A 26,235-nucleotide genomic window follows, 5' to 3' on the forward strand; every position below is an offset into this window, starting at 1 on the left:
CCGCCGTATCTCATCCGTCCGAACTCGCGAAAGACCTTTCATGCGCCTCGCCCTTCTCCTCGCCGTGACCCTCGCCGCCGCCCCCGTCCTGGCGCAAGAGACCGAGCCCGCAGCCCCTGCCGTCGAGGTGGCCCTGCCCGCGATCACCGTCTCCCAGGTCGAAACCCGCACCCTGACCGACCATGTGCTGGCCTCGGGCCTGATCGCCGCCGTCGAAGAGGTCTCCGTCGCCCCCCTGGTCGAGGGCCAGCCCATCGAGGCGCTTTTTGCCGATGTGGGCGAGGTGGTGACGGCGGGCCAGGTCCTGGCCAAGCTCTCGACCGCAACCTGGGAGCTCCAGCAAAGCCAGCTCAAGGCGACGCTGGCTTCGGCCCAGACCCAGGCGGCCGAGGCCAAGAAGACCGCCGACCGTTCGGATGCGCTTTTGAAACAGGGCGCGACCTCGGTTTCCGCCAATGACCAGGCCCGCGCGGCCCTGATCGCAGCCCAGGCCCAGGTCGATACGCTGATGGCCCAACTGGCCAATGTCGACCTGATGCTCTCGCGGACAGAGATCAAGGCCCCGGTCTCGGGCGTGATCCTGACCCGCAATGCCCAGGTAGGCGCCGTGGCTTCGGCCGCGGGAGGTCCGCTCTTCGTGCTGATCAAGGAGGGCGCGCTGGAACTGCGCGCCGATGTGGCCGAGGGCGACATGCCCCGCCTCGCTCCCGGCATGACCGCCAAGATCCAGCTCGCCGCCGATGTCGCGGCGCTTGAAGGTTCGATCCGCCTGATCGAGCCCGGCGTGGACAGCCTCACCCGCATGGGCCGCGCCCGCATCGCCATCGAGGCCGGTCCGGGTGTCCATACCGGCATGTATGCCGAGGCCAATATCGTCGTGGCCAGCCGCGAGACGACAGCCGTCCCCGTCACCGCCATCGGCTCCGAGGCGGGAGAGACCACGGTCATGGCCGTCAAGGACGGCGTGGTCCACCGCACCGTGGTCACCACCGGCATCCGCGAGGGCGGCTGGGTCGAGATCACCTCGGGCCTGGCCGTGGGCGACCAGATCGTCACCCGCGCGGGCTCTTTCGTCGCCGACGGCGACAAGATCAACCCCGTCCCCGCCACGAACTGAGGACTGACAGATGAACTTCTCCGCATGGTCGATCCGAAATCCCGTGGCGCCGCTTCTGGCCTTTGCGATGCTGCTGCTTGTCGGCATCCAGAGCTTTTACGCCCTGCCCATCACCCGCTTCCCGAACATCGACGTCCCGATCATCCTGGTCTCGGCCAACCAGCCCGGCGCCGCGCCCGCCGAGCTTGAAGGCCAGGTCGCCAAGGTGATCGAGGACGCGCTTGCCGGCGTTGCGGGGGTGAAAAACATCACCACCAACATCTCGGACGGCAATGCCTCGATGGCGGTCGAATTCCGGATGGAGGTTCCCACCGCCAAGGCGCTGCAAGACACCAAGGACGCGATCGACCGCATCGCCCAGGACCTGCCCGCCGATGTCGAAACCCCGAACATCACCCAGATGGACATCGAGGGTCAGGCCATCCTGACCTATGCCGTCTCCTCGTCCTCCTTCACCTACCAGGACCTCTCGACCTTCGTCGACGAGGTGATCAAGCGCAGCCTGCAAGGCAAGACCGGCATCGGCCGCGTCGATATCGCGGGCGGCGCCGACCGCGAGATCCTGATCGCCTTGGACCCGGTGCGGCTGGACAGCTACGGCATCACCGCGCAGGCGGTCTCGAACCAGCTCAAGATCACCAATGCCAATATCGGCGGGGGCCGGGCCGAGTTCGGCGCGGGCGAGCAGGCGATCCGCACCATGGGCGACACCCAGGACGTGGCCCGCCTCTCCGCCACCCCCATCGCGCTCCCCTCGGGCACGCAGGTGCGCCTCGACCACCTCGGCACGATCTCGGACACCACGCGTGAGCTGCGCTCTTTCGCCATGTCGGGCGACACGCCGGTCGTGACCTTCGGCATCTACCGCTCCAAGGGGGCCTCCGAGGTGACGGCGGCCGAAACCGCCTTCAAGGAAATCGAGCGCATCGCCAAGGACTACCCCGAGGTGCAGATCACCAAGGTCGATGACCTGGTGAAATTCACCTATGGCAATTACGAGGCCGCGATCGCCACCCTCCTGGAAGGCGCGCTCCTGGCCGTCATCGTGGTCTTCGTCTTCCTCAAGAACTGGCGCGCGACGCTGATTTCCGCCGTGGCCCTGCCCTTGTCGGCCATCCCGACCTTCTGGGTCATGGACCTCCTGGGCTTCTCGCTGAACCTGGTCTCGTTCCTCTCGCTGACCCTGGCGACCGGGATCCTGGTCGACGATGCCATCGTGGAAATCGAGAACATCGCCCGCCATATCCGGATGGGCAAATCGCCCTTCAAGGCCGCGATGGAGGCCGCCGACGAGATCGGCCTCGCCGTCATCGCCACGACCTCGACCATCATCGCGGTCTTCGTGCCGGTCTCCTTCATGCCCGGCATCCCGGGGCAATATTTCCGGCAATTCGGCATCACGGTCGCCGTTGCGGTCTTCTTCTCGCTGGTCGTGGCGCGCTTGATCACACCGATGATGGCGGCCTACCTGATGCGCGCCAAGGATGGCGGGACCGAGCATGACCATGCCGACGGCCCGGTCACCCGCGCCTATATGCGCTTTGTCACGGCCTCGACCTCGCGGCGCTGGTATTACGCGACTTTCGCGGCCGCCGTCATCACTGTCGCGGGCTCGATCGGCCTGATGATGACCATCCCGGGCTCCTTCCTGCCGCCCGAGGACAATGGCCGCGTCACGGTCTTTGCCCAGCTCCCCCCCGGCTCGCGGCTGGAGGATACCCGCAGGGCCACCGACCAGATCTATGACAGCCTCAAGGACATCCCCCATGTCCAGAACATCCTGATCATGGGCGGCACCTCTCCGACGGGCGAGCTGGATGTGCGCAATGCCACGATCAACGTCATCCTCGAACCGCTGGACCATTCGCTGCTTCTGAAACTCAGCCAGGTCGCCTCGCGCATTCCCCTGATCGGCCCGCTTCTGCCCCAGGTGGAGAACAAGGGCCGCCCCGTGCCGCAGAACGAGATCTCGGCCGAGGTCTTCAAGCGCCTGGCCCAGATCCCCGATATCCGCGTCCGCAAGCTGGATGACCGGGGGCAGCCCGAGTTCTCCTACTCGCTTCTGGCCGACAACGACGCCGATCTGAACGCCGCCGCACGGATGATCACCGAGGCCCTGCGCAACGTGGATACGCTGGAAGACGTGATCGCCGACGGCGCCCTGCCGCGTCCCGAGCTTCAGATCACGCCCCGCGCCGACGAGGCCGCGCGGCTGGGGGTGACGGCTGCAGCCATCGCCCAGACCGTGCGCGTGGCCACCGTGGGTGACTTCGACGCGGCCCTCCCCAAGGTCAGCCTCGATTCCAAGCTCATCCCGATCCGGGTGCAGCTCGACAAGGTCAACCGCGAGGATGTGGCGCGGATTTCCAACCTGAAAGTCCAGACCAAGACCGGTGCCATGGTGCCCCTGTCCACCGTGGCCGATGTGAAGCTGGGCGAAGGCCCTGCAACGGTCAAGCGCTTCAACCGTCAGCGGCTGGTCCTGATCGCGGCCAACCTGCCAGTGGGCGTGGCCCTGGGCACGGCGGGCACGGACTTCGATACGGCGACCAAGAACCTCAAGCTGCCGGGCACCGCCAGGCTCGTGGCCTCGGGCGATTCCGAGGTCCAGGCCGAGATGTTCGCCTCCTTCATCAACTCGATGCTGCTGGGCCTGCTCTTGATGCTCTCGGTGCTGATCCTGCTCTTCGGCTCGATCATCCAGCCCTTCACCATCCTCTTCTCGCTGCTTCTCTCGGTGGGCGGCGTGGCCATCGCGCTGATCGTCACGGGCTCGGCCCTGTCGATGCCGGTGATGATCGGGATCCTGATGCTGATGGGGATCGTGGCCAAGAACGCCATCCTCTTGATCGACTTCGCCATCGAGATGCGGGCGCGCGGCATGGACCGGGTCAGCGCGGTGATCGAGGCCGGCCACAAGCGCGCCCAGCCCATCGTCATGACCTCGATCGCCATGTCGGCGGGCATGCTGCCCTCGGCGCTTGGCGTGGGCGAGGGCGGTGCCTTCCGCGCGCCCATGGCCACGGCGGTCATCGGCGGCATCATCGTCTCGACCGTGCTCTCGCTGGTCGTGGTGCCCTCCTTCTACCTGATGATGGACGACCTCTCCTGGGCCTTGGGCAAGGTCTTCGGCGGGCTTTTCGGCAAGGGCGAGAAAGAGGTCAAGCCCGAGGGCAACGAGGTCCTGGCCGAGCGCATCGCACTCCTGGCGGCCGAACAGGCCTCCTTGCGCGACAAGCTCGAGGCGGTGCAACAGCCGCGCCTGCGTCCGGGCATGGCGGCCGAATAGCCCGAAAACCACGCCCGTTAACCCTGTCAACCCCGCGCGACACTTGCTCGCTGCGGGGTTTGGCTTATGTTGAATAAAGTTTTGCAACCGGGGAGGCCGGGATGACGACCTATGTGATGTTCAACAACAACATCGGCGCGGATATCTTCTACAACCTCGCCTCGGGTGACATCTTCCTGCAAACCGCATCCAGCTCCTTCGTCAGCTGGATGACGGTCTTCGAGACCGGCATCTATGCCACGGGCCAGGGCGTCAGCGTCTCGGTCAACGGGCTGATGAACGTGGGCCACATCGACCTCCTGGGCGGAGACCAGGTGATCATCGGCGCCACGGCCACCGTGATGATGACCGCCGCCTACGGCTTCCACCTGACCGGAGACCTCGGCGCCGCCGTGACGACGCTTGACAACCAGGGCAGCATCTATTCAGCCAATACGCCCCTCTCGGCCGCCCTGACCGTGCAGCTCGACAGCCCCACCGCCTTTGGCATGGGCCTTGGCGCGCGGCTGAACAACAAGGGCCTCATCTCCTCCTCGGGCACCGGCGTCGCCATCAACGAAGCCTCGAACGGCGCCGAGGCCTCGGCCATCCTGGTCAACAGCGGCGAGATCATCGGACGTCAGGCGGTGACCCTTTCGGGCGCCGCGGACCGCATCGTGAACCATGGGCAAATGACCGGCTCGCATGACGCGGTGATCTTTGGCAAGACCAACCAGACCTATGACTTCGCCCCCCATATCCTGAACACCGGCACCATCACCTTCGCCCGCGTGGACACCGGCAATCCCGCCGCTGCCGCCATCGCGCTGGAGCGGGGCCAAAGCCTGATGAGCTCGGCCGAGATCGTGAATTCCGGCCGGATCGACGGCCAGGGCAAGGCCATCTACCTCGACCTCGACAGCGCCAGCGTGACGAACACCGGGACGATCCTGGGCGATATCCTCTCGCTGGGCGGAGCCGTGACGATCTCGAACCACGCGGGCAAGATCCAGGGCAACATCACCACGGGGGCGGGCAGCGATACGCTGACCAATGCCGCGACCCTGGTGGGCAGCGTCGATCTCGGCGCGGGCAGCGACATCATGGACCTGCGCGGCGGGCGCATCCTCGGCATTCAGACCATCACCGGCGGCGACGACAGCGACACCTATTACGTCAGCTCGGGGTCGACCCCGATCACCGAGAACGCGAGCGACCCAGGCATCGACCAGGTCTTTGCCGAATCCAGCTTCCGCCTGCGCAACGGGCTCGAAAACCTGACGCTGCTCGAGGGCGCCGACTTCAACGGCTTCGGCAACAACCTGAACAACACGATCACCGGCAACAATGGCGAGAACCGGCTCTTCGGCGCCATCGGCAACGACCAGCTGATCGCCAGCGCGGGGGACGACTCGCTGGAGGGCAACAGCGGCAACGACACGCTGTCGGGCGGCAATGGCGATGACATCCTGAACGGCGGCACGGGCACCGACCAGCTCACCGGCGGCGCGGATGGCGACATCTTCCGCTTTCGCCGCGTGAACGAGATGTCCAAGGTCAATCCCGACCTGATCACCGACTTCCTGCAGGTCGAGGACCGGATCGACCTCTCGGCGCTGGACGCCAACCGGGTCAACAGCCTCTCGGACGATGCTTTCCTCTTCATCGGCACCGCAGCCTTTTCGAATGTGGCCGGGCAGTTGCGCTACGAGATCGTCAGTGGCACGACCTCGCTGCACATGGACCTGAACGGAGACAGCGTGATCGACTATACGATCCGCGCCACCGGAAGCATCGCCTTCACGGCCTCGGACTTCCTGCTCTAGCCACGCTGCCGCGCAATGACGCCAAGGACCCCGGCCAGAAGCTGGGCCGCCGTCAGCGCGCCCTGCCCGTCGATATCGCGTTCCGGCATGAATTCCACCATGTCGAAGGCCACGATCCTCGCCTTTGCCGCGACGCCCTCGACCAGGTCCATGATGTCCCAGTAGCCAAGCCCCCCCGCCGTCCGTCCGATGACGGCAGGCATGATGCCGGGGTCCAGGGCATCGAGATCGAGACAGATGACCACATCACCGCCCTCGGGGATGGAGGCCAAGGCTCGCCCAAGGCCCTGGCGGGCAATCTCGGCCATGGGCACGAACTGGACGCCCCAGGCGCGGGCCTCTGCCACGTCCTCGACTCGGGCCGAGCCGATGCCGCGCTGGCCCACCTGGATGATCCGCGCGACATGGACCATCTCGGAGGCGCGGCGCATGGGCGAGGACAGGCCAAGGCGCTCGCCCTGGACCTCGTCGCGCCAGTCGATATGGGCGTCGATCTGCAGGATGGTCAGGGTCCGGCCAAGCGCGGCCAGGCCCTCGAGCATCGGGATGGGCAGGGAATCGTCGCCGCCGACCAGGATGGGGACGGCGCCTGCGGCCAGGATGGTTTCGGTGGCCGCCCGGATGCGTCCCCGGTTGGCCTCCGGCGTCCGGGGGTCCTGATCCAGGTCGCCCGCATCGACCACGCGCAGGCCCGGGGGCAGCATCGGACCGCCGAGGTCGAAATGCATATGCCCCCGCGCCGCCCCATAGGCCACCGCGGCCGCCCGGATCGCCTGGGGCCCCCCGGCGCAGTAGAAGCCCACCGAGGGATAGGGCGTGGCGCCGGCTGCGCCAAAAAGCACGATATCGGCCGACAAGGCCGCCCAATCCGCCTCGGGCAGGTCGAAGAAGGTCGAAGCCCCGCCCGCACCGAACATTTCTCCCAAAGTCGCCATGCTGACCTCCTGCCCGCTTAACTTCCTGCCCGCTGAACTTCCTGCCCGCTGACCTTCCTGCCCCTTGTCGCAGCCTGACAAGATGGCACGCCCAGGGCAAGGGGGCTCCGCCGACTGCGCCGCCTGTCCTGCCCGCCGGGGCGCGCCCTGCCGACTGCCGGGACGGATCCCGTCCCGACCGGGGCCCAGTCGGCAGGGCGCCGCGTTGCGTAAAAGCGGGCCCTGGCAGTCGGCAGAACCGCCCCCGGGGCCCCGCCCCCCCCCAAAGCAAAAGGCTCCCCGAAGGGAGCCCCGCCATAGCCACTGCCCGGGGGCGAGTGCTTATTGCGCCTTGGTGATGAAGCCCACCGCATCGCCAAAGGTCTGGATCGTTTCGGCAGCGTCATCCGGGATTTCGATCCCGAACTCTTCTTCGAAAGCCATGACCAGCTCGACCGTGTCGAGGCTGTCGGCGCCCAGGTCGTCGATGAACGAGGCGGTCTCGGTGACCTTCTCGGCCTCCACGCCCAGGTGTTCGACGACGATCTTCTTAACGCGATCCGCGATGTCGCTCATATCTCTTCCTCTGTCGTTGGGGTCGCCCCCGTTCGAATGGTGCGCCGTCAAGGGGGCGCTTTGTCCCTTTTCAGGGGTTGGCTTTCGCCTTCTCACCTTGCGCGCCTATAGCAAGCCCGCGCGCGCAAGGCAAACTGTTTCCCAAGTGCGACCGGTTCGGGGCGAAACGCGCCCTTGCCACGTCACGTCCCGGGCAATCACAGCATGGCCATGCCGCCATTGACATGCAAGGTGGCGCCCGTGACATAGCCCGCCTCGTTCGAGGCGAGGTAAAGCACCGCCGCCGCGATATCGCCCGGAGACCCCATCCGCCCCGCCGGGATCTGGGTCAGGATACGGCCCTTCTGCTCGTCATTCAGCTTGTCGGTCATGGCCGTGGCGATGAAGCCCGGCGCCACGCAATTGACCGTGATGTTGCGCGAGGCCACTTCGGCCGCCAGCGACTTGGACATCCCCACCATCCCGGCTTTCGAGGCGGCATAATTGCCCTGCCCCGGGTTCCCCGTGGCGCCGACGACCGAGGAGATATTCACGATCCGCCCCCAGCGCGCCTTCATCATCGGGCGCAACACCGCCCGGCACAGCCGGAAGGTCGAGGTCAGGTTGACCTCGATCACCTGGGCCCATTCCTCATCGGACATGCGCATGAAAAGGTTGTCCTTCGTGACGCCTGCATTGTTCACGAGGATATCGAGCCCCCCCATGGCCTCCGAGGCCGCCTTGGGCAGGGCCTCGACGCTGGCCGCATCGCCGAGGTTGGCCGGACAGACGAAAGCCCCGGTGCCAAGCTCGGCGGCGAGCGCCTCAAGCGGCTCCACCCGCGTGCCCGACAGCGCCACCTTGGCGCCCGCCCGATGCAGCACCCGGGCGATATCCGCCCCGATCCCCCCCGAAGCGCCCGTCACCAGCGCCGTCTTCCCCGTCAGATCGAACATGTCATCTCCTGCCTGGGGCCCCGCCCCTGTTGCGCAGCCGTAAGCGCCGCCCGTTTCCCTTGCGGCCCGATGCGCCGCCCCAACCAAGAGGGCGCGCCCGCCCGTTTCATTGGTCCCAAATATCCTGAGGAGGGCTCGCGGGGAGGTGTTCAACCGCCCCGGGCGCCCCTCAGGGGCGACCTCAGCCCTTCAGGCCCGCCACATCCTCCGGCGTGCCCACCGCGCGCGTCGCGGCCTCCTTGGCAATCCGCTTGATCATCCCCGAAAGCGCCTTGCCCGCGCCGACCTCCCAGAACTCGGTGACCCCTGCCGCCGCCATCCACTGGACCGATTCCCGCCAGCGGACCGAGCCCGTGACCTGTTCGACCAGCAGGGCCTTCAGGACGGCAGGGTCGCTGACCGCCTCGGCGCGGACATTGGCCACGACCGGCACTTTCGGCGCGGCAAAGGCAACCTCGGCCAGGGCGCCTGCCATGACATCGGCCGCAGGCTGCATCAGCGCGCAATGGAAAGGCGCACTCACCGGCAGAAGGATCGCCCGCTTGGCGCCCTTGGCCTTGGCGATCTCAAGCGCGCGCTCGACGGCCGCCTTGTGCCCCGAGACCACGACCTGGGCCGGGTCATTGTCATTGGCGGCCTGGCAGACCTCGCCCTGGGCGGCCTCGGAGGCGACCTCGGAGGCTTGCGCGAAGTCCAGCCCCAAGAGCGCCGCCATGGCGCCGACATCGACCGGCACGGCCTCTTGCATGGCCCGGCCGCGGATGCGCAACAGCCGCGCCGCATCGGCCAGCCCGAAGACCCCTGCCGCACAAAGCGCCGAATATTCGCCCAGGCTATGCCCCGCCACGAAATCGCAAGAGGCCAGCCCCTCGGCCTCCAGCGCCCGGAAGGCCGCCAAAGAGGTCGCCATCAGCGCAGGCTGGGCATTGGCCGTCAGGGTCAGGGTCTCGAGATCGCCCTCCCAGATCAGGGCCGAGAGCTTTTCGCCAAGCGCCTCGTCCACTTCGGCGAAGACGGCGGCGGAGGCCGGATAGGCCTCGGCCAGGGCACGGCCCATCCCGATGGCCTGGGCCCCCTGGCCCGGAAAGACGAATGCGCGCATCTGATCCCCCATTACGCTGCGCCCCTTGTCGCGGCGGGGCCTTGGCTTGCGCATACTATTCCCCCCCGTGGCAGGCAAGCCCGGCGTGGGCCTGGGCCTGACCCCTTGCCCCCGCAGCCGCGGTGCCTATATTGCAAGGATTGCGGGGCCGGAGAAGCCGGACCCCACCTGTTGCGCCGCAGGACAAGGACGGCGCCGCCCCGCTGCGGCGCTTTGCCGAGCCCTGGGCCGCACGAGCTGCGAAATGATCCAGATGTCCCCCCTCCGCCGCAAGATCGTCTATGCGGTCAGCTTCGAAACCCTTGCCATCCTGATGGGGGCCGCCGTGTTGCGGCTCTTCTCCGGCGCCCCGGCCGAGGCCACACTGGCGCTTTCGGTCTGTGGGGCCGCAATCGCCTTGGCCTGGTCCTTTGTCTTCAACACGGCCTTCGAGGCCTGGGAGGCGCGCCAGCCCGTCAAGGGCCGCTCTCTCCTGCGCCGCACCGCCCATGCCCTGCTCTTCGAATGCGGCATGACGGCCCTCCTTTTGCCCCTTACCGCCTGGTTCCTGTCCGTCGACCTCTGGACGGCCTTTGTCTACGAGCTGGGGCTGATCCTGTTTTACATGGGCTATGCCTGGGTCTTTACCTGGGCTTTCGACCGCATCGCAGGTCTGCCGGAGAGCGCGAGGTAAGCGGGGGGCTCCCGCCCCCCGCACCCCCCGGCCAAGGGGGAGCACGCTCCCCCTTGGAACCCCCGTGAGTATTTCGGCCAAATTGAAAGCGGAAACGTCCTGGCAATGGGCAAGGGAAGACCTGCGCCAGCATGAAGACCCACGGGCAGAGCCTCATCTTTCAAATTGGAGGAAATACTCACGGGGATTTTCAAGGGGCCCGTGGGCCCCTTGAAGCGGGGGGTTCGGGGGGCGGCAGCCCCCCGATGCCTCCGGCATAAAACCCTTGCGTTTCCCGGCCTCCCGGCTATAAGCCCCCAATCCTCGCATACCCATGAACCGGCGCAGCCTCTCGTGGACGGGCCGCGAGGCTCTTGCCCGTCCTATGAAGTGCGCCATGAAACCGGAGTTCACATGCCGCTTTACGAGCATGTCTTCATCGCGCGTCAGGACCTGTCCAACGCGCAGGCCGAAGGTCTCATCGAACATTTCTCCACGGTCCTCGCGGACAACGGCGGCAAGGTCGTCGAGCGCGAATACTGGGGCGTCAAGACGATGGCCTACAAGATCAACAAGAACCGCAAGGGCCACTATGCCTTCCTGCGTTCGGACGCCCCCTCGGCGGCCGTGCTGGAAATGGAACGCCTGATGCGCCTGCATGACGACGTCATGCGCGTCCTGACCATCAAGGTCGACGCCCATCAGGAAGGCCCCTCGGTCCAGATGCAAAAGCGTGACGACCGTGAGCGCGGTGACCGCCCCGAGGGTGGTTTCGGCGGCGGTGAGCGTCGCGAGCGTTCCTTCGGCGACCGCCCCGACCGTGGCGACCGTCCCGAGCGTTCGTTCGGCGATCGTCCCGAGCGTTCTTCCGCCCCGCGTCGCTGAGAAAGGATCTGACCCATGGCCAACAAGCCCTTCTTCCGTCGCCGCAAGGTTTGCCCCTTCTCGGGCGACAATGCTCCGGCAATCGACTACAAGGACACCCGTCTCCTGCAGCGCTACATCTCCGAGCGCGGCAAGATCGTCCCGTCCCGCATCACCGCCGTCTCGGCCAAGAAGCAGCGTGAACTCGCCGCCGCCATCAAGCGCGCGCGTTTCCTCGCCCTGCTCCCCTATGCCGTGAAGTGAGGAGATAAACATGCAAGTCATTCTCCTCCAGCGCGTGGCCAAGCTTGGCCAGATGGGCGATGTCGTCAACGTCAAGGACGGCTACGCCCGCAACTTCCTCCTGCCCCAGGGCAAGGCCCTTCGCGCCTCGGCCTCGAACATCGCTTCGTTCGAAGCCAAGAAGGCCCATCTCGAGGCCCATAACCTCGAGACCAAGAAGGAAGCCGAAGCCGTGGCCGCCAAGCTCGACGGTCAGATCTTCGTTCTGATCCGTTCGGCCTCGGACGTCGGCGCGCTTTACGGTTCGGTCACCGCCCGTGACGTCGCCGAAGTGGCGACCGAAGGCGGCTTCGAAGTGAACCGTGGCCAGATCGTGCTCGACCGCCCGATCAAGGAACTGGGTGTCCACCCGGTGACGGTCACGCTGCACCCGGAAGTTTCGGCCAAGATCAAGCTGAACGTCGCCCGTTCGGTCGAAGAGGCCGAGCTGCAAGCTTCGGGCAAGTCGATCCAGGAACTGGCGGCCGAAGCCGAAGCGGCGGCGGAATTCGAAATCGCCGAGCTCTTCGACGATATCGGCGCAGCCAACGACTTCGACCCGCGCGACGCGCGCTAAGGTCTGCGACAGTCTTGAAACCGCGCGGGGGCAACCTCGCGCGGTTTTTCCTTGCCCATGCCCTGGGGCATTTCCGCCGGGCCGCGTCAGGACGTTTTGAAAACCGATCAAGTTTTGCTATCTTTGCCCGAAGAAACGCCGTTTGCCTCGCCTTTCATCCTGCTTCCCCCCGATTTCAACGCCCAGGAGCCCGCCATGGCCAATTTTCCCGCCACCGATGCGAACGACACCTTTGCCGGGACCTGGAACGCGGACCGCTTCGTTGGCGGGAAGGGCGATGACGTGGCCTATGGCTGGGACGGCGCCGACACTTTCTTCGGAGGCGCCGACAACGACACATTCTTCGGCCAGGCGGGCAGCGACATCGGTTACGGCGGCACCGGCGACGACAAGCTTCAGGGCGGTGGCGATGTCGACACGCTTTACGGCGGGGCGGGCAACGACTCGCTCATGCTCGGCACCTTCTCGGGCAGCGCGGGCGAGGCCTATGGCGGGACCGGCAACGACATGATCCAGGTGCTCTCGGGCGGCCTTGGCCTCGTGATCGACGGCGGCGCGGGGATCGACACGGCCGCCTTCTTCATGTCGCCGCAGAGCCCCACGGGGGATATCGAGATCGACTTCTCGGGCACGCCCCGGGCCTCCTCGGTCAATGGCGGCGCATTTACCCTGGTCTCGGTCGAGAAGCTCTATGCCTATATCGCCTCCGAGGGCCATCACCGGATCATCGGCAGCGCGCTGGCGGATTCGGTCTGGCTGGTCGATCACGTCGATGCCTCGGTCGTCGACCTCGGCGCGGGCGATGACTTCGCCCATGTCGACATCGGCCGGGGTCACAGGGTCCAGGGCGGCACGGGGACCGACACGCTGCGCATCAACTCCACCGGCCCCGTGACCCTGGTGGTCGATGACGCCACCCAGACCATCAGCGGCACCGGGGACACGCTGCAAGGCTTCGAGAATTACGAGACCGTGGTCGTGGGCGCCGCCTATGTCCTCTTCGGCGCGGGCAATGACGCGCTTTACGGCGGCTATTATGACGATATCGGCCATGGTGGCGGGGGGCGGGACCTGCTGCGGGGCTCCAGGGGCGCCGATATCCTTTACGGAGACGAGGACCGCGACACGGTCTCGGGCGGGACGGGCAATGACCAGCTTTTCGGCGGCGAGGGCAGCGATGTGCTGAACGGCGGCCCGGGCGAGGACACGGTCCATGGCGGCGCGGGCGACGACGTGATCCGGGGTGGCAAGGCGGGGGCCGGGGTGCTTTGGGGCGACGAAGGGGCCGACCGCTTCGTCTTTGGCCTCGACGCGGTCTCGCCGCATCTGATCATGGATTTCACCTCCGGAAGCGACAGCCTGCGCTTTGCCCGCAGCCTTCTGCAATTCGGGCCCAGCGATCCGGGCCCCCTGCCCGACGACCTTCTGTCCTTCGGCACGGCGCAAGGCGAGGCGGCGCAGTTCGTGTTGCGCGAGAGGGCCGACCTGGGAGAGCTTTGGCTCGAATGGGACCCCAATGGCGATGACCCTGCGGGCGGCACCTACCTGATGCTGCGGCTGACGGCGGGAACGACGCTTGCGGCCTCGGATATCTTCCTGATCTAGCGGAAGAGCCTGGCGGACAGGGGCAGATTTCCCCAAGGCCCCGGGCGTTCCGCGTCATCGCAGGTCGCCCTTGGGCCAGCAAAGCGCCGCGCCTTGGGCTGTCTTGGCGCGATGGAACACTCGTCCCGCAAGTTTGCCGCCATCCTTTGTCTCTGCGCCGGAATCGCGATCTTTTCCGTCCAGGACCTGATCCTGAAGCTGATTTCAGACCGCTATCCGCTGTCCGAGGCCATGGTGCTGCGGTCCCTGGCCGCCATTCCCTGCCTCTTGGTGCTGGTGCGGGTGCTGGATGGCGGCTTCCCGGGCCTCATCAGCCGGGGCTGGCCGATGATGCTCTGGCGCGGGATCCTGAATTTCCTGGCCTATACCGCCTATTACCTGGCGCTGGCTGCCCTGCCCATGGCCACGACCGTGGCGCTTTACTTCACCGCGCCCTTGTTCATCACGCTTCTGGCCGTCCTCTGGCTGGGCGAGCGCGTGGCGCTGCACCGCTGGGTCGCGCTTGGCCTGGGGTTCCTTGGCGTCGTGATCATGGTCCGCCCCGGGGCGCTCTTTGACCCCGCAGCCCTCCTGCCGGTCTTCTGCGGCCTGGCCTATGCGCTCTCGATGGTCATGGCGCGGCGCATGGGGCAAAAGGACAGCGCGGCCGCCATGGCCTTCTGGGGGAACCTCGCCTTCCTCGGCTGCTCGCTGGGCCTGGCGCTCGCCTTCGGCAGCGGAGCCATGGAGGCGGGGCTCCACCCCTCGCTGTCCTTCCTGACCCGCGCCTGGGTGACGCCCACAGCCACCGATGCCGCCCTGATGGCCGCCTGCGGGCTGATCGCGGCCGTGGGCCTGACGCTCTTGACCCAGGCCTACCGCATCGGCGCCAGCGCGACCGTGGCGCCTTTCGAATTCACCTTCGCCTTTTGGGGCGTGCTTTGGGGCTGGCTCTTCTTCGACCAACTGCCCGATGGCATGGGCTGGGTCGGCATGGCCGTGATCATCGCGGCCGGGACCTATGTCGTGACCACCGAAAGGGCCGATCCGCCCGGCAAGGAGGTCTTCTAGCCCTTCCGCCGGCAAGGCCCCTTGATCCAATCGCCCCAGGACCCGACGTCATCAAGGACAGGCCCCAATGAAAAAGGCCGCCCCGAAGGGCGGCCTTTCCGGCAATCCCTGAGGGGATTACATCTCGTCCAAAGCATCGACCAGCTTTTGCAGCTCGTCCTTCGAGATTTCCTTGTCGGAGACCTTGGCCTGGGCGACCAGGTGATCCACGACCTTGTCTTCGAAGATCGGCGCGCGCAGCTGCTGCTGGACTTGCACGTTCTTCTGGACGAACTCGAAATAGGCGCGTTCCTGGCCCGGATACTGGCGGGCAGCGGTCAGCACGGCCTGGGTCATCTCGGCATCGGTCACGGTGACCTCGGCCTTGCGACCGATCTCGGCCAGGAGGAGCCCCAGACGCACGCGACGCTCGGCGAGCTTCTTGTGCTCGTCGGTGGTCTCGATATGGCCATGGTTGTGGCCATGGTCATGGGGGTTTTCGTCGTGCCAGAGCTGGTGGGCGATCTGGTTGGCTTCCGCCTCGACCAGGGCCGGGGGCAGGTCGAACTTCACGGCGGCATCGAGCTGGTCGAGCAAAGCGCGCTTCAGCACGGCGCGGGCGGCGCCGGCATATTCGGCCTCGAGCCGGGTCGAGACCTGGCCCTTGAGGGCCGCGAGGTCTTCGGCGCCGAACTTCTTGGCCAGCTCGTCATCGATCTTGGCTTCGACCGGCTTTTTCACGGCCTTGATCTTGCAAGCGAAAACCGCTTCCTTGCCCGCCAGGTGCGCCGCACCGTAGTTCTCGGGGAAGGTGACCTTCACATCGACATCTTCCTCGGCGGCATGGCCGACGAGCTGGGCTTCAAAGCCCGGGATGAAGGAGTTCGAGCCCAGAACCAGCGGGTAATCCTCGCCAGCACCACCGTCAAACGGCACGCCGTCGATCGAGCCCTTGAAGTCGATCGTGACCTGGTCGCCGTCCTTGGCCTTGACGCCCTTCTTGCGGTCTTCAAAGGACTTGGCCGAGGAGGCCAGGTTCTTGATCGCCTCTTCGACATCGGCTTCGGCGGCCTTCACGGCGACCTTTTCCAGGCTCAGCGTCGAGGCGTCGAATTCCGGGATCGGCGGCAGGGCTTCGTAGGTCATCTCGACCACGACATCCTGACCCTCGGCCCAGCTCTCGCCGCCGACCATCTTGACCTCGGGCTGCAGCGCGGGGCGGTCGCCGGTGGCGTCGAAGTGATCCTTCATCGCCGTGTCGATCGCCTCTTGCATGGCATCGCCCATGATGCGCTGGCCGAACTGCTTGCGCAGGATGGCCAAGGGAACCTTACCCTTGCGGAAGCCCTTGATTTCGACATCGGGCTGCGCTTCGACCAGCTTTTCGGTGACCTTGGCTTCAAGCTCGGCCGCCGTCACGGTGATCGTATAGGCGCGCTTCAGCCCGTCCTTCAGGGTCTCGGTGACCTGCATGTTTCGTCCTTCTCATCCCAAACTGGTGCGGGTGAAGGGACTTGAACCCCCACGCCTTGCGGCGCTGGAACCTAAATCCAGTGCGTCTGCCAGTTCCGCCACACCCGCAATCTGACGGGGGCCCCCGGTGGAGACCTGCCCGCAAAATCCGCGCCCTTCTAGCAAAGGACAAGGGGGGATGCGAGAGGAAAATTCAGCGGACGGCCGGCCAGTGCCTGGCGGGAAATCAGGCGATCCGGCTGGGGATTGGAAACAATTTTCGCAGAATACTGCCGGATTTCGGGGGGATATCGGGGGCTTTGTCGCCAAAGGGTCTCGCCGTTAACCCAATCTTGCCATATTCTTGGGGAAAAACAAAAGAGCAGAGGCATGATGCAGGAGAACCTTCCATGGCGGCGACGTCTTCGATTGACACGGGTCTGGCGCAAGGCGTCGATGCCGTGACGCTGGCCGGGGTTGCGGGCGGGACCACGATCCTGACGCTGGATGGCGCCCTGCCGGTCGAGTTCCTCGCGCCGGGCGACCGGGTCCTGACCCGCGCAGGCTCGCGCCGCGTCGCAAGGGTCGAGGTCACCGTGGTCCGCAACGCCCGCATGGTCCGCATCGCGGCCGATGCGCTTGGCGTGGGCAAACCGGCCGAGGCGGTCCTCGTCTCGGAGGCCCAGGGCATCTTCATCCGCGACTGGCGCGCCAAGGCGCTTTACGGCCAGGCCGCCGCCGTGGTTCCGGCCGCGCGGCTCTGCGATGGCGAATATATCCGCGCCGAAGTGGTGGAGGAGGTGCGCCTCTTCTCCCTGGTGCTGGACAGCGCCGAGGTCATCTATGCGGGCGGGCTGGAACTGGCCTGCGAAGGGCTTGCCGTTCCGGCCTGAGGCGGGCCGCGGGTCCAAGAGAAAAGGGCGCCCTTGCGGGCGCCCTTTTCTCTTGGAGGTAGCGGGGGCTGCCGCCCCCGCACCCCCGCATTCGGGGGACTGCCGTCCCCCGAGCCCCCAGCTTCAAGGGGAGCACGCTCCCCTTGAAAATCCCCGTGGAAATTTGGGCCAAGTTGAAAGGCAGAGCGCGCCTGGGTGATGCGCGGCTCATTGAAATGGTTGTGAGTATTTGGGCAAGCATGAAAGCAGGCTGCAGGTTAAGGTGGACCCGGGCCTCAAAGACCCAGGTCTCGGAAGACCTTTGGGATCATCTCGGGCAGGTCCTCGGCGATGAGGCCGGGGCCGAAGGCGCGAGCGGCTTCGACATGGAGCCAGGCGGCAGTCTCGGCGGCGTTCTGGGGGTGAAAGCCACGGGCGAGGAGGCCGGTGATCAGGCCAGCCAGCACATCGCCAGAGCCTGCGGTGGCGAGCCAGGGGGCGGCACGGTCGTAGGTCGCGGCGTTGATGGCGCAGGTGCCGTTGGCGCTGGCGATGACCGTGTCGGGACCTTTGTAAAGCACGGTGCAGCCCGCGCGGGCGGCGGCCTCTCGGGTGGCGTCGACCTTGGAATAGGCGGGGCCCTTCACAGCGGGCTCGGACAGCCTGGCGGCGAGGTCGGGGAAGAGGCGGGCGAATTCGCCGCCATGGGGGGTGAGGATGCAGCCCTCGTGCAACAGGGCAAAGAGCGCGGGGTCGCGAGAGACCAGGGTCAGAGCGTCGGCATCGAGGACGAGACGGCGGGAGGCTGCGTGATCCTCACGCACCGCCCCGGCATCGGGCGCGACGGAATCCGCCTGCGTAGCCCGGGGTATACCCCGGGGCTCCGCCCCCTGCCCCAAGCGCCCCGCGGTCCCTGGCCCAACCTTTGCAACCTCCCGGGACCTCGACGCAAGGAGCGCCGCCCTGACCAACCCTGCCGCCCGCGCATCCAGGCCCAACCCGGGCCCCAGGCAGAGCGCATTGATGCGGGCGTCAGAGAGCAGCGCGGTCAGCGCCTCCGCGTCGGCCAGCGGTTTCAGCATCACGGCATCGAGACGGGCGGCATTCTCGGCCATGGCCTCGGCCGGGCAGGCCAGGGTCACGAGCCCTGCGCCGACCCGCAAGGCGGCGCGCGAGGTCATGCGGGTGGCACCACAGGCCCCCGCAGGGCCGGAGACCACCACCGCATGACCGTATGAGAACTTGTGGCCAAATGATTTCTTCAAGCCACCGATGTCGGGAACCGCCTGCTTGACCGCCCCGACAACATGCGTCCGGGGTAGCCCGATATCCACGACAGCGAGCTTGCCGCAGCCAGGCGCTCCGCCATAGTTGAGGCAGTTTTCCACCATGAAGTGGCCGATCTTGGGACGATGGAAGGTCACGGTAAGATGCGCGGGAAAAGCACCGAAATCGTGTCCGCTGTCACTGCACACGCCACTTGGCAAGTCTATGGCAACAAAACGGATCTCTCCAGGCGCGTGCGCCGGGACAAGCGGCAATGGCATCAACCCATGCCAGGTCAAGTAGGTATCCTCAGGCATGGCCCGTGTCATGCCTGTCCCGAAAATGGCATCCACCACGAGGTGGAATTCCAAAGGGTCTGCTTCGAACCGCTGCTTTTGTGCCGCGTCATCCCAGGCACGAACCTCGGCTATCCCTCCGCACCGCTCATAATTCACCCTTGCATCCGGTGGCAGCTTGTCTGCGTCGCCATAGAAATAGACCTCCACCGCCCAGCCCAGCCCCTTCAACAGCCGGGCGACCACGAACCCATCCCCGCCGTTGTTGCCCGGCCCGCAGAGCACCACGGCGCGGCGGGGGGCCGGGGGTTGCCCCGGCACGACTTCAGGCGCCAAGGCGAGCTCGGGCCATTCCTCGAACACCGCCTCCACCACCCCGGCGCCTGCCCGCTCCATCAGCTCCAGACCGGTGACCGCGCCCGAGGCAATCGCCTCGGCCTCCACCGCGCGCATCTGGGCGGCGGTCAAAAGCTCGGCGGGAAAGCGCCGGGCGCCCTCCCTAAGGCCCAAGGGACCTGCGCCGCCCCCGTTCTGCGGCTGTTTCGGGGCCTTTTGCTCGCTCATGGCTTTTCCAGTTTTCATTCTGCCTATTTTTCAGCCGTCCCGCGCAAAATTTACGCTCCTTCGCCAAAATCCCGGGCGCCTCCGCTGCCCATGCAGCCTGCCCCATTGTCCCCGCCCGCGGCAAGTGCTGAGACAAGCCCAAGGATTACGCGCCGCAGATTTCGCGGAGGGGGGCAAGGCATGAAGAAGATCGAGGCCATCATCAAGCCGTTCAAGCTGGACGAGGTCAAAGAGGCCCTCCAGGAGGCCGGCATCCAGGGCCTGAGCGTCACCGAGGTCAAGGGATTCGGCCGTCAGAAGGGCCATACCGAGCTTTACCGGGGCGCCGAATATGTCGTCGACTTCCTGCCCAAGGTGAAGATCGAGGTCGTTCTGACCGATGACATGGTCGAGACCGCCATCGAGGCGATCATCTCGGCCGCCCGCACCGACAAGATCGGCGACGGCAAGATCTTCGTCTCGCCCGTCGAACAGGCCATCCGCATCCGCACCGGCGAAACCGGCGACGACGCGGTCTGACCCATTCCAGAACACCGGGGCACCGGATCACGCGGACCCCTTTGTAAACACCAACCCTGAAAGGCTAAAAGATGAGCGCGATCAAAGATGCTCTGAAGCTGATGAAGGACGAGGAAGTCGAATACGTCGATGTTCGCTTCACCGATCCGAAAGGCAAGCTTCAGCACGTCACCGTTGTGGCGGATCTCGTGGACGAGGACTTCTTCGAGGAAGGCTTCATGTTCGATGGCTCCTCCATCGCTGGCTGGAAGTCGATCGACCAGTCCGACATGAAGCTCATCCCCGATGCTTCCTCGGTCTATATCGACCCCTTCTACGCCGAAAAGACGCTTTGCGTTCATTGCGACGTGGTCGAGCCCGACACGAACGAGGCCTATGACCGCTGCCCGCGTCAGATCGCCAAGAAGGCCGAGGCTTACCTCAAGTCCTCGGGCATCGGCGATGCGGCTTACTTCGGGCCGGAAGCCGAATTCTTCATCTTCGACGACGTGCGCTATCAAGTCGCGCCGAACAAGGTGTCCTTCCAGCTCGACGCCGAAGCGGCGGCCTGGAACACCGATGCCTCCTTTGAGGGCGGCAACCTCGGCCATCGTGCGGGCTACAAGGGCGGCTATTTCCCGGTGAACCCGGTGGACGAAGCCCAGGACCTGCGCGGCGAGATGCTCTCCACCATGAAGCGCATGGGCATCAAGGTCGACAAGCACCACCACGAAGTGGCGACCTGCCAGCACGAGCTTGGCATGGTCTTCGGTTCGCTGATCGGTCAGGCCGACAACATCCAGAAGTACAAGTACGTCATCCACAACGTCGCGGCCGCCTATGGCAAGACCGTGACCTTCATGCCCAAGCCCATGAAGGGCGACAACGGCTCGGGGATGCATGTCAACATGTCGATCTGGAAGGACGGCAAGCCGCTCTTCGCGGGTGACAAGTATGCCGACCTGTCGCAGGAAGCCCTGTGGTTCATCGGCGGCATCCTGAAGCATGCCAAGGCGCTGAACGCGCTGACCAACCCCTCGACCAACTCCTACAAGCGCCTGATCCCGGGCTTCGAGGCTCCGGTGCTCTGCGCTTACTCCGCCCGCAACCGCTCGGGCTGCGTCCGTATTCCGTGGACCGAATCGCCCAAGGCCAAGCGTGTCGAAGCCCGCTTCCCCGATCCGAGCGCGAACCCCTACCTGGCTTTCGCCGCCCTGATGATGGCGGGCCTCGACGGGATCAAGAACAAGATCGACCCGGGCCCGGCTTCGGACAAGGACCTCTACGACCTGCCGCCGGAAGAACTGGCCGCGATCCCGACGGTTTGCGGTTCGCTCCGGGAGGCGCTGGAAGAGCTGCAGAAGGACATGGACTTCCTGCTGCAAGGTGGCGTCTTCACCCGCGAGATGCTGGAGGCCTATGCCGAGCTGAAGTGGCAAGAAGTCTACAACTTCGAGCACACGCCGCACCCGGTGGAATACCAGATGTACTACTCCTGCTGAGCCGCAAGGCTGCACAGGGAAAGGGGCGCCCAGCCAAGGGCGCCCCTTTTGCTTTGCGGGCGATTCGGATCGCGGTCAAGGTGGTTTGTCCAATCCGGACAGGTTGGCAAGTCCTGAGGGCGGAAGCATCGCCCCAAAAGCCTTGCCTAGACACAAATCGGACAGAAAGCAGACGGGGAGGCGAGATTTAATGTCTAAGTCACCTCGGACAGAATCGCATTTCGTCCAAAAATGTCTATGTCATTGCGGACAAAATACTCCGAATATGAGGCTATCCAGAACAAGGAGCCTCCAAATGCACATCAACCCCGACAAACTGCGCCACCTGATGGCCAAGACCGAACTCCGCCGCGCTGCTGACCTTGCCGCCCGCTCCAAGGTGAGCGAAAAGACGATCGACCGCATCCTCGATGCCGAAGACCACAACTCGCAAACCACCACTGTGACCCGCCTCGCCAGGGCCCTCGGCGTGACGCCCGAAGACCTTGCTCAGCCCCCGGCCCCCGGCGACTTGCGCCAACAGCAGGACCCAAACGCCTACTCCTACCGCCATGCCTTTACCCTCACCGGCAGCGAGCGGCTGAACCTTGACCTCGTCGGGCATCGCTATGGGGTCTCCCCCGCCGATATCCTCAAGGCCGCCCCCGCCCTCTATGCGCTGGTGGCCGAGATGAGCCTCGCCAAGCGCCGCGCCGACCTGGACCTCGCCCGGCAGACGCGGCCCGTCGTCGCGCCCCATTTGCAGGGCGCCGCCGACATGGCCACCGGGCGGCTGGGGGAGGTGCTCTGTGCCGAAGAGGCCTCCATCGCCCGTGCCGACATCTTTGGCCGCCATCTGGACAAGGTCTTCGCCGACCGCTTCGACATCGAGCCCCCCGCCCTCGACCCGTTCCATGATTTCATTCGGACTGCGGCAAAGGCGGCAAACCCTCACGCCTTCTCTGACCTTCTGGGCCGGGGAAACCTGCCCGAGAGGCTCTTCGAGGACGATCTCATCGCCATCAGCGGCGGGGACATCGCCGCCGCCTGGGCACTGGAGCATGGGCGGGTGCGGATCCAGGACATTCCCGCCGAGCTGCGCTCCAATGACCGCAAGGCCGACCGGATCGCCTTTCTCGCCTCCTGTCTGACCGAAAAGGACAGGGAATGGCTGGATTGCATCGCGAACATGACGCAGGACGCCCTCGCCGAAGACGAACAGAAGGAGCCCGACCATGGCCTCTAAGCACCTGCGCGACTGCGCCCGCCTGTGCCGGGCGGCAGGCCTCTCAGTCTTGGGAGTCGAATTCGGCGGCAAGCATGTGCGGTTTCGGTGCGAGGAAGGGGTGATGATCCTGCCCTCCACCCCCAGCGACCGCCGCTGGGGCCGCAATGCCGCAGCGCAGGCCCGCCGGATGAAGCGCGACGCGGGCTGAGCCCCTAAGTCGCGCCTCTGCGCGCCCCTTTCGCCTGCTCCTCAAGGCGCCCATGCCGTCCGCCGGGCCCCTCGCTCCCCCTTCCGGCACCCGCGCCCCTTCCCCTTTCACATTTGCCCAAGTATTCCGGGGTCCGGGGCAGCGCCCCGGGGCGCTCCACAGTCCCTGCCATTTCCAGAGACAATCCCCAGCGGCTTGCCCCGATTGTCTTTGCGGCGGAAACAAGGCGCATTGGTTAACAATACCTTTCTTTCTCCCAGATTTGCTCCGTTTCCCTCCACAATCCTTAACCATAACCAGCTCAGGAAAAACCGGGAGACTGACCATGGGTCGCTATGACAATCGGTTCGCGAGTGACAGTGTTTTTCACACCTATTCCCCCTCTGCCCGTGCCGAGGTGATCGAGCGGCTGACCAATCCGGGCGGCCTCAGTGTCGGCCCGGCGCGGCTGGTGGCCGTCATCGACGGGATCATCCAGGAGGCGCTGGAAGAGACACCGATCGTGCTGTGGGAGGCCGAGGAGCTCATCCGCTTTGAACTTCCCGAGGCGCGCATCCTCCTGGCCCTGCGCGAGGCCGAGACCCCGGCCCAGTCCGGCCTGACGCTTGGCGTCGTCTTCGAAGGCCCCAATGCCGAAGAGATCGCCTCCGCCCTCGCCCGGCTCATCGCCCGCACGATCCAGAGCCGCTTCCCGACCTTCGAACATGCCCCCGGCGCGGCGGAGGTCCCGGGTTTTGATGCGGAAAGTGCTGCGCTCTTCGACGAGCCGCTCAGCGGCAGCTCGAACGGCCTGCCCCCGGTCGACAGCCTGGCCGACCGGATGTGGAGCCGGGCCGAAGCCTGCGCCCCGGTGCCCCAGCGCCAGGCCGCGCCCCTGGCCGCGCCCCGGCCCTGGGCCTGGCTGGCGCGTCTGTCGCCAGGGCCCGCGCCCCGGTTTTCCTTGCCGGTCCTGCGGCCGATGCGCAGCTCGGTCCGGGCTCTTGCCTTCCTGCTTTTGGCCATGGGGCTGATCCAGGGCCCGATGGGACCGGCCGCCCAGGCCGAGACCTCGAACACGGCGCCCTGAGTTCAGTGGCCCTGTTCGGTCAGGATCGCGATATCGGCGGGCGAGAGGCGCTCGGCCGCCATGACCACGGTATGGATCGAAAAGACCACGGCCCCGGTCAGCGGCAGGCGCACCAGCGACTGCCGCTCTGACCGCATGAAAGGGCGCTCGCCGCTGCGGGGGCGGTAATCGGTCTGCGACTTGGGCTGATGCAGGGCCGGGTTGGCGTAAAGCAAAGCGTTCATCCGGTACAGGGGCTGCCCCGGGCGGATCATGTCGAAAAGCCGCTGCACCCGCCGCGCGAGGTCGCCCGCATAGCCCTTGACCGGCACATGGATCGTGGTCAGCGGATGGCCCAGCTTCTCGGCCAGGGTCCAGCTCGCCGGAAAGCACAGGATGGCGCCGGTCAGGACATGTTCCTCGCCCCGCGCCTCCATCAGGCAGAAGTCTTCCTGCAAGAGCCGCCCCAGGGTCAAAAGCGGCTGGCTGCGGTCGAGCTCCACCAGCACGCCATCGGGGCGGCGCATGGCCTGACCCTGCCGCGTGAAACCCGGGGGCAGATGGGCCAGGGCCGTGTCGTAAAGCTCTTCCGCCGCGGGCCGCGCCTCTTCGGTCAGGGCATGGACCGGCGCGGTGGCGATGAGCCTCTCGCGCTCGGCCATCTGGGCGGCATAGGCGTCATCGACGCGCAGCCAGTCCGACATCTGCATGGGCACGATCCCCGGCAGGCGCCACAGCGCGGGCACGGTCCAGGGCAAGGGGTCGAGGCGGGTCTGAAGAATGGGCTCCATCCCGCCTGAATGCCCGGTTCGGGCCGTAGGGAAAAGGGGTTACAGTATGAAATCCCCGCCATCCAGCAAGGGCACGCCGAGGTTCGAGGGATTCTCGGTCAGTTGCACCCCGACAAGCCGGATCAATCCGCCGCCGAAATCGATCAGGTCGATGGTCACCGACTGGTCGGCCCAGCTTTCGGCGATGCGCCCGCTGAGCGCCACATAGCTGCCGATGCCGAAGACGGCGAGGTCCACCTTGTCCACCCCGTGCTGGAAATCGTTCACGACCTCGACCCCCGGGTCGCGGCGGAAGATGAAACGGTCGGCCCCCGCCCCCCCGGTCAGGACGTCGTTGCCAAGCCCACCCAGAAGCGTGTCGACCCCGTCGCCGCCCCCGATCTGGTCGTCGCCCGCCCCGCCCGACAAATAGTCGTTGCCGGTGCCGCCATCCATGCCATCATCCCCGGCATTGCCCTGCAGGAAATCATCGCCGTCCTGGCCCAGGACCGTGTCATCCCCGGCCCCGCCCTGGACGAAGTCCGTGCCCGCCTCGCCCCACAGCACATCCTGGCCCTCGGCCCCGATGAGCGTGTCGTTCCCCTCGCCCGCAAAGATCGTATCGGCGCCATTGCCGCCGTTGTTCTGGTCATTGCCCGCGCCCGAGGTGACGACATCCTCGCCATCCCCGGCCCGGATCGTGTCGTTGCCGCTGCCCGAGGTGACCTGGTCGTCGCCACCATTGCCGTCGATCCGGTTGCGGGCCCCGCCCGCATCGGTGATCGTGTCGTCTCCGGCGCCGCCGATCAGCGTGTCCCAGTCGTTTGCGCCCTGCAGCGTGTCGTCGCCCTCTCCGCCCCAGAGCTGGTTGCGCCCCCCGTCGCCCGACAGGAAGTCGTCGCCCGCCCCACCGCGCAGGACATCGTTCTCGGTCCCGCCGCGCAGCGTGTCCGTCCCCGTGCCGCCGATCAGCGTATCGGCCCCGCCATCGCCCTCGACCAGGCCCTGAAGGCCGGCCGATCCGTCGAAGTGATCGGCCCCGCTGCCCAGCGAGATCCCGCCCAGGATCGTCCCGGCATTGACGACCGTGTCATCGGCCGCATTCAGCTGCACCGTCCGCAACCCGCCATTGTCGCCCGAGATCAGGCCGGTGTTCTGCACCACGACCCTGGCCATGACCGAGACCGAGCCCAGGGTCAGCTCCCCGGTGATCGTGCCGGAGTTCACGACCGAGATCGTCCCCTCTCCCGCCGCGAAGCCCGAAGTCGTCACCCCGCCCGAGATCGTGCCGCGATTGTCCAGCGTCAGCCGGGGACCCGCCGCGAAGATGCCCTCGGTCCCGCCGAAGATCGTGCCCAGATTGGTGATCCGTCCCAGGCCCGAGGTCAGGATGCCGTAAAACCCGGCCGAGATCGCGCCGCTCGCCTCCACCAGGATCGAGCCGCCGTTGTGCCCGACCCCGGTCGATCCGCCGATGACATGGCCCGCGATGTCAAGAATGCCATCGTTCATCGAAACCGGGATGTCGAGCTCGCTGGACAGGATGCCCTGGACGGAAATGAAGCCCAGCTCGCCCGCATTGAGCGTCCGCACCGTGGTATTGGCGTTTGTGATCACGAAGCTTGTCATGGCTTGACCCTCGAATGGCGGCCGCCCCCTCGCGGCGCAATGAAATGGAACCGACCCGTCGCCGGGCCGTGGAATGGCAAAAGGTCTAGTCCAGCGCGGCGCGGTCCGTCAAGAAACATGACGATTGCGACAGGAACCGTCGCGGATCGTCGCGACGCCCCGCCTCGCCGCTTCAGACT

23 protein-coding genes and 1 tRNA gene are annotated in these 26,235 nt (G+C 66.2%); 15 read left to right on the forward strand and 9 right to left on the reverse strand.

The features are described from left to right. Positions 1–40: 40 nt before the first annotated feature. From GV832_RS00460 to GV832_RS00470, 3 genes are all read left to right on the forward strand, one after another. Positions 41–1,117, forward strand: a complete 1,077-nt coding sequence (locus GV832_RS00460) for an efflux RND transporter periplasmic adaptor subunit (RefSeq protein WP_168772849.1) — start codon at positions 41–43, stop codon at positions 1,115–1,117. Positions 1,118–1,127: 10 nt separating this feature from the next. Then, positions 1,128–4,406, forward strand: a complete 3,279-nt coding sequence (locus tag GV832_RS00465) for an efflux RND transporter permease subunit (RefSeq protein WP_168772850.1) — start codon at positions 1,128–1,130, stop codon at positions 4,404–4,406. 101 nt (positions 4,407–4,507) lie between these two features. After that, positions 4,508–6,211, forward strand: a complete 1,704-nt coding sequence (locus GV832_RS00470) for a calcium-binding protein (protein WP_168772851.1) — start codon at positions 4,508–4,510, stop codon at positions 6,209–6,211. On the opposite strand, the gene GV832_RS00475 is transcribed toward GV832_RS00470, so the two are convergent. The 4 genes from GV832_RS00475 to fabD all read right to left on the reverse strand — a co-directional run bounded on the left by GV832_RS00475 (position 6,208) and on the right by fabD (position 9,738). Beyond that, a complete protein-coding gene (locus tag GV832_RS00475; protein ID WP_168772852.1) occupies positions 6,208–7,146 on the reverse strand; it encodes an arginase family protein in 939 nt (312 codons plus the stop codon). The genes GV832_RS00470 and GV832_RS00475 overlap by 4 nt on opposite strands. A 321-nt stretch (positions 7,147–7,467) precedes the next feature. Beyond that, entirely contained in the window at positions 7,468–7,701 is a 234-nt protein-coding gene (locus GV832_RS00480) for an acyl carrier protein (RefSeq protein ID WP_168772853.1), read from the reverse strand. 197 nt (positions 7,702–7,898) lie between these two features. Next, entirely contained in the window at positions 7,899–8,636 is a 738-nt protein-coding gene (gene fabG, locus GV832_RS00485) for a 3-oxoacyl-ACP reductase FabG (protein ID WP_168772854.1), read from the reverse strand. Between the two features lie 181 nt (positions 8,637–8,817). Next, a complete protein-coding gene (gene fabD / locus GV832_RS00490) occupies positions 8,818–9,738 on the reverse strand; it encodes an ACP S-malonyltransferase (protein ID WP_168772855.1) in 921 nt (306 codons plus the stop codon). A gap of 244 nt (positions 9,739–9,982) precedes the next feature. Here fabD and GV832_RS00495 point away from each other — a divergent pair, with 244 nt between their 5' ends. The 6 genes from GV832_RS00495 to GV832_RS00520 all read left to right on the forward strand — a co-directional run bounded on the left by GV832_RS00495 (position 9,983) and on the right by GV832_RS00520 (position 14,768). Continuing rightward, positions 9,983–10,411, forward strand: a complete 429-nt coding sequence (locus tag GV832_RS00495) for a PACE efflux transporter (RefSeq protein WP_227754157.1) — start codon at positions 9,983–9,985, stop codon at positions 10,409–10,411. Positions 10,412–10,804: 393 nt separating this feature from the next. Then, positions 10,805–11,275 (forward strand): 30S ribosomal protein S6, encoded by a 471-nt coding sequence (gene rpsF / locus GV832_RS00500; RefSeq protein WP_168773109.1) that lies wholly within the window; start codon positions 10,805–10,807, stop codon positions 11,273–11,275. 15 nt (positions 11,276–11,290) lie between these two features. Further along, on the forward strand, positions 11,291–11,518 hold the full coding sequence (rpsR, locus tag GV832_RS00505; protein WP_002720283.1) for a 30S ribosomal protein S18: 228 nt from the start codon (positions 11,291–11,293) through the stop codon (positions 11,516–11,518). A 10-nt stretch (positions 11,519–11,528) separates the two neighbouring features. Further along, a complete protein-coding gene (rplI, locus tag GV832_RS00510; RefSeq protein ID WP_168772856.1) occupies positions 11,529–12,113 on the forward strand; it encodes a 50S ribosomal protein L9 in 585 nt (194 codons plus the stop codon). Positions 12,114–12,308: 195 nt separating this feature from the next. Then, on the forward strand, positions 12,309–13,718 hold the full coding sequence (locus GV832_RS00515; protein ID WP_168772857.1) for a calcium-binding protein: 1,410 nt from the start codon (positions 12,309–12,311) through the stop codon (positions 13,716–13,718). Between the two features lie 111 nt (positions 13,719–13,829). After that, positions 13,830–14,768 carry a DMT family transporter gene (locus GV832_RS00520; protein ID WP_168772858.1) on the forward strand — a complete coding sequence of 313 codons (939 nt, stop codon included), beginning with the start codon at positions 13,830–13,832 and terminating at the stop codon, positions 14,766–14,768. Between the two features lie 117 nt (positions 14,769–14,885). Here GV832_RS00520 and tig read toward each other — a convergent pair whose 3' ends face one another. Further along, positions 14,886–16,220: a trigger factor gene (gene tig, locus GV832_RS00525; protein ID WP_168772859.1), complete on the reverse strand. Its 1,335-nt coding sequence runs from the start codon at positions 16,218–16,220 to the stop codon at positions 14,886–14,888. Positions 16,221–16,243: 23 nt separating this feature from the next. After that, positions 16,244–16,328: transfer RNA gene (locus GV832_RS00530), tRNA-Leu, on the reverse strand. A gap of 281 nt (positions 16,329–16,609) precedes the next feature. Between GV832_RS00530 and GV832_RS00535 the strand changes: the two genes are divergently transcribed. Beyond that, positions 16,610–17,092, forward strand: coding sequence for a Hint domain-containing protein (locus GV832_RS00535; RefSeq protein WP_168772860.1), 483 nt, complete (start codon positions 16,610–16,612; stop codon positions 17,090–17,092). Positions 17,093–17,367: 275 nt separating this feature from the next. On the opposite strand, the gene GV832_RS00540 is transcribed toward GV832_RS00535, so the two are convergent. Then, positions 17,368–19,197, reverse strand: coding sequence for an NAD(P)H-hydrate epimerase (locus GV832_RS00540; RefSeq protein ID WP_227754158.1), 1,830 nt, complete (start codon positions 19,195–19,197; stop codon positions 17,368–17,370). A gap of 180 nt (positions 19,198–19,377) precedes the next feature. On the opposite strand from GV832_RS00540, the gene GV832_RS00545 reads away from it, so the two are divergent. The 5 genes from GV832_RS00545 to GV832_RS00565 all read left to right on the forward strand — a co-directional run bounded on the left by GV832_RS00545 (position 19,378) and on the right by GV832_RS00565 (position 23,678). Further along, entirely contained in the window at positions 19,378–19,716 is a 339-nt protein-coding gene (locus tag GV832_RS00545) for a P-II family nitrogen regulator (RefSeq protein WP_168772861.1), read from the forward strand. 71 nt (positions 19,717–19,787) lie between these two features. Further along, positions 19,788–21,197, forward strand: coding sequence for a type I glutamate--ammonia ligase (gene glnA / locus GV832_RS00550; protein WP_168772862.1), 1,410 nt, complete (start codon positions 19,788–19,790; stop codon positions 21,195–21,197). Positions 21,198–21,492: 295 nt separating this feature from the next. Next, a complete protein-coding gene (locus GV832_RS00555; protein WP_168772863.1) occupies positions 21,493–22,422 on the forward strand; it encodes a helix-turn-helix domain-containing protein in 930 nt (309 codons plus the stop codon). Then, positions 22,412–22,612: a hypothetical protein gene (locus GV832_RS00560; RefSeq protein WP_168772864.1), complete on the forward strand. Its 201-nt coding sequence runs from the start codon at positions 22,412–22,414 to the stop codon at positions 22,610–22,612. Before GV832_RS00555 ends, GV832_RS00560 begins: the two co-directional genes overlap by 11 nt. A 325-nt stretch (positions 22,613–22,937) precedes the next feature. Beyond that, positions 22,938–23,678, forward strand: coding sequence for a hypothetical protein (locus GV832_RS00565; RefSeq protein ID WP_168772865.1), 741 nt, complete (start codon positions 22,938–22,940; stop codon positions 23,676–23,678). Between the two features lie 2 nt (positions 23,679–23,680). Here the strand turns inward: GV832_RS00565 and GV832_RS00570 are convergent, their stop codons facing one another. Together GV832_RS00570 and GV832_RS22255 are read right to left on the reverse strand one after the other, a co-directional pair. Beyond that, positions 23,681–24,448 carry a heme-dependent oxidative N-demethylase family protein gene (locus GV832_RS00570; protein ID WP_168772866.1) on the reverse strand — a complete coding sequence of 256 codons (768 nt, stop codon included), beginning with the start codon at positions 24,446–24,448 and terminating at the stop codon, positions 23,681–23,683. 39 nt (positions 24,449–24,487) lie between these two features. Beyond that, entirely contained in the window at positions 24,488–26,056 is a 1,569-nt protein-coding gene (locus GV832_RS22255; protein WP_168772867.1) for a calcium-binding protein, read from the reverse strand. Positions 26,057–26,235: the final 179 nt, after the last annotated feature.

This window comes from Stagnihabitans tardus, assembly GCF_009925085.1.
GTDB lineage: Bacteria > Pseudomonadota > Alphaproteobacteria > Rhodobacterales > Rhodobacteraceae > Stagnihabitans > Stagnihabitans tardus.